Origin of the sequence: Nocardioides sp., assembly GCF_031422975.1 — a bacterium.
Taxonomy (GTDB): Bacteria; Actinomycetota; Actinomycetes; order Propionibacteriales; family Nocardioidaceae; genus Nocardioides.
In genome coordinates, this window is record NZ_JANPEO010000642.1 from 1 (window position 1) to 2,894 (window position 2,894).

Annotated in this window: 4 protein-coding genes; 2 read left to right on the forward strand and 2 right to left on the reverse strand. The window is 72.6% G+C overall.

All coding sequences use genetic code 11. The features are described from left to right. A partial coding sequence (locus RMO85_RS18945) for a hypothetical protein (RefSeq protein WP_310530273.1) occupies positions 1-326 on the forward strand: 326 nt, incomplete at its 5' end. Next, positions 323-1,285 (forward strand): WS/DGAT domain-containing protein, encoded by a 963-nt coding sequence (locus tag RMO85_RS18950; protein WP_310530272.1) that lies wholly within the window; start codon positions 323-325, stop codon positions 1,283-1,285. The genes RMO85_RS18945 and RMO85_RS18950, both read left to right, overlap by 4 nt. Before the next feature lie 20 nt (positions 1,286-1,305). Here the strand turns inward: RMO85_RS18950 and RMO85_RS18955 are convergent, their stop codons facing one another. Continuing rightward, positions 1,306-1,995: a dihydrofolate reductase family protein gene (locus RMO85_RS18955; RefSeq protein WP_310530270.1), complete on the reverse strand. Its 690-nt coding sequence runs from the start codon at positions 1,993-1,995 to the stop codon at positions 1,306-1,308. Further along, positions 1,988-2,894: lysylphosphatidylglycerol synthase transmembrane domain-containing protein (locus RMO85_RS18960; RefSeq protein ID WP_310530271.1), on the reverse strand; the 907-nt coding region annotated here is incomplete at its 5' end. The genes RMO85_RS18955 and RMO85_RS18960, both read right to left, overlap by 8 nt.

Below are 2,894 nucleotides of genomic sequence, written 5' to 3' on the forward strand. Positions count from 1 at the left end.
GGGGTGCCGAAATGACGGCGTACTCGGCCGGCACGGTCGCCGTCGTCACCAACGCGACGGCCGCCCGCTTCTTCGACTACGTCGGCAGCAGCTTCCAGCCGCGCGGCTTCCTCCAGGAGCAACTGACGTACGACTCGGGCATCGGCCGCTACACGCTGACCGACACGACCGGGCAGAAGTTCGTCTTCTTCGACTTCGACACGTCGCTCCCGGCCGCGCAGCGCGGCTCGCTGGAGGGCCGCACGGACAGGGCGGGCAACTCGACGTCCGTCACATCCTGGACGACGGCCGGGCGGCGTACCTCCTCAAGCTGCACCACTCGCTGACCGACGGCCTCGGTGGCATCCAGCTGATGGCGCTGGTGCAGAGCCGGACGCGTGAGCACACCGCCGACAAGCCCCGCCCCGTGCAGCGCGAGTCGAGCTACCCGGCGAATCCGTGGGACCTCACGACCACGGTGATCGGCGAGAACGCGAGGCGCCTGCCGGGTGTCGCGGCGCGAGCCGTGTCGGGAGGGGCCCGGATGCTCACGGGGCGGTCCCACGCGCTCGGTGAGGCCGTCCGTTTCGGCAGCTCGCTGCGGCGTACCCTCTCGCCGCCGCCGGCCACGCCGTCCCCGCTGCTGGAGGATCGACGCGGGAGCACCTGGCGCTTCCAGGTGATGGAGTGCGAGCTGGCCGACCTCAAGGCGGCCGCCACGCTGGCGCGCGGATCGCTGAACGACGCCTACATTGCGGCGCTGCTCGGTGGGCTGCGTCGCTATCACGAGCGCCACGGCGTGGACATCGAGGATCTCTCGATGGTGATGCCGGTCAGCATGCGCAAGTCCGACGACCCGATGGGCGGCAACAAGTTCGCGGGCGCCTACTTCGCGGCGCCGATCGGGGTCGAGGATCCGGTGGAGCGGATCGCGGTGCTGCGCGGCATCGTGCTGACGCTGCGTGTCGAACCCGCGCTCGACGCGCTCTCGCTGGTGGCGCCGCTGCTCAACCGCGTCCCGGCCCGTGTCGGGCAGATGGCCTTCAGCCTCGTCGGCAGCGCCGCCGAGCTCTCGGCGTCGAACATGCCCGGGGTGCCCTATCCGGTCTACATGGCCGGTGCGCGCGTCGAGCGGGTGTTCCCCTTCGGGCCGCTGCCGGGCGTGGCGGTGATGGCCGGGCTGATCTCGCACAACGGCACGTGCTGCATCGGGCTCAACATCGACGGGGACGCGATCACCGACCTGGACATGTTCATGGAGTGCATGAACGAGGGGCTGCTCGAGGTCATCTCGGTCGTGCGGTGACTCCGAGGCCCCGGGGAACGTCAGTCCTGGAAGCGGGTGGACAGGGCATAGCGGAGCAGCACGACGTCGCCCAGGGTCCGTGTCTCGACCAGCCTCGCGCGGTGGTCGGGGCCCCACGGGAAGGGCCCGTCACCGACGAACCTCCGGGCGCGTGAGTCGCCCACGAAGAAGGGCGCCACGACGAGCTGCAGCTCGTCGGCGAGACCGTCGGTGAGGAACTGCGTGTGCACCGTCTCGCCGCCCTCGACCATCAGTCGCCGTACGCCCCGATCGTGCAGGTCCTCGCTCAACCCGCGCATGGCGACCGCGCGCCCGCCGTCGACGACGGTGGCGACCGCGCCGAGCCGGTCGCGGGCCTGGCCGACGGCCTCGGCCGGGCAGTAGACGAGCTTCGTGCCGTCGCCGGTCGCGAAGAAGTTCGACGCCGGGTCCAGCCGGGCCTGCCTCGTCAGGGTGACCTTCAGCGGAGAGCTCGGTCGTCCCGCGGCCAGCCGGACTTCCCGGCGTCGAGCACCACGCACCAGCAGCCGCGGGTTGTCGTTGCGGACCGTCGCCGCTCCGACCAGGATCGCGTCGCAGCCGGCCCGGACCTCGTCAACCCGGTCGAAGTCCGCGTCGTTGGACAGCATGAGCCGCTGGTCGGTCGCGCTGTCGAGGTAGCCGTCGAGCGACATCCCGCAGCTGAGGAGGGTGTACGGCCGCTCAGCCATGCGCCGCCTCCTCGAGTCGCGGCGCTGCCGGGACCGCGCCGCGGCGTACGGCGACGGCGACTCCCGGCAGCGTCGCGACGAGCGCCATGACGCCGTACACCACTGCCACGGTGAGGCCCTGGGCTGCGCCGAGACCCACTGCGCCGAAGACCCAGGCGGCGGCTCCTTCGCGTGGACCCCAGCCGGCGATCCCGACCGGCACGGCCGACACGAGGAGCACGACCAGGGCGAGGGCCGCGAGCTCGGGAAGCGGGGCGCTGACGCCGGCGGTGCGGGCGGCGACCACGAAGACGACCACATGCCCGGCCGCAGCGAACGCGGACGCGAGCACGACGTGCGGCCACACGACCGTGAGCAGGCGGAGGTCCTCGACCAGGACCCGGCGGGCCCGGCGCGGCAGGGTGAAGCACACGATGACGAGCACGGCCAGGCCGACGACGGCCCCCACCGCCACGGGGGCGCGCACGCCCGGGAGCAGGAGCGCGACGGCACCCAGCGCCAGGACTGCCTGCACAGCCTGACCGATGGCGCGGTCCCACCCGACCGACCGCACCCCGCGGCCCATCGCGCCCGTCTCGCGACCATGGCTCACACCGCGGTGCACGTCGCCGAGGACCCCGCCGGGCAGAGTGGCGTTGAGGAACTGCGAGCGGTAGTAGGCGGCGACGGCCGTCCGGACCGGCACGGCGACGCCGAGCCGTTGCGCCACGAGGCTCCACCGCCACGCGCAGCACAGAGTCGTGCCGGCGGTCACCGCCAGTGCGACCAACAGGGCCTCCGGGCTGGTGCGCTGCACTCCATCCACGAACGGGCCGGCGCCCTGCCGCCACACGAGGGCGACCAGGATCGCGGCGCCGCCCAGGAGGCGCGCCCAGATCCAGAACGTCCTGCTGATGGCG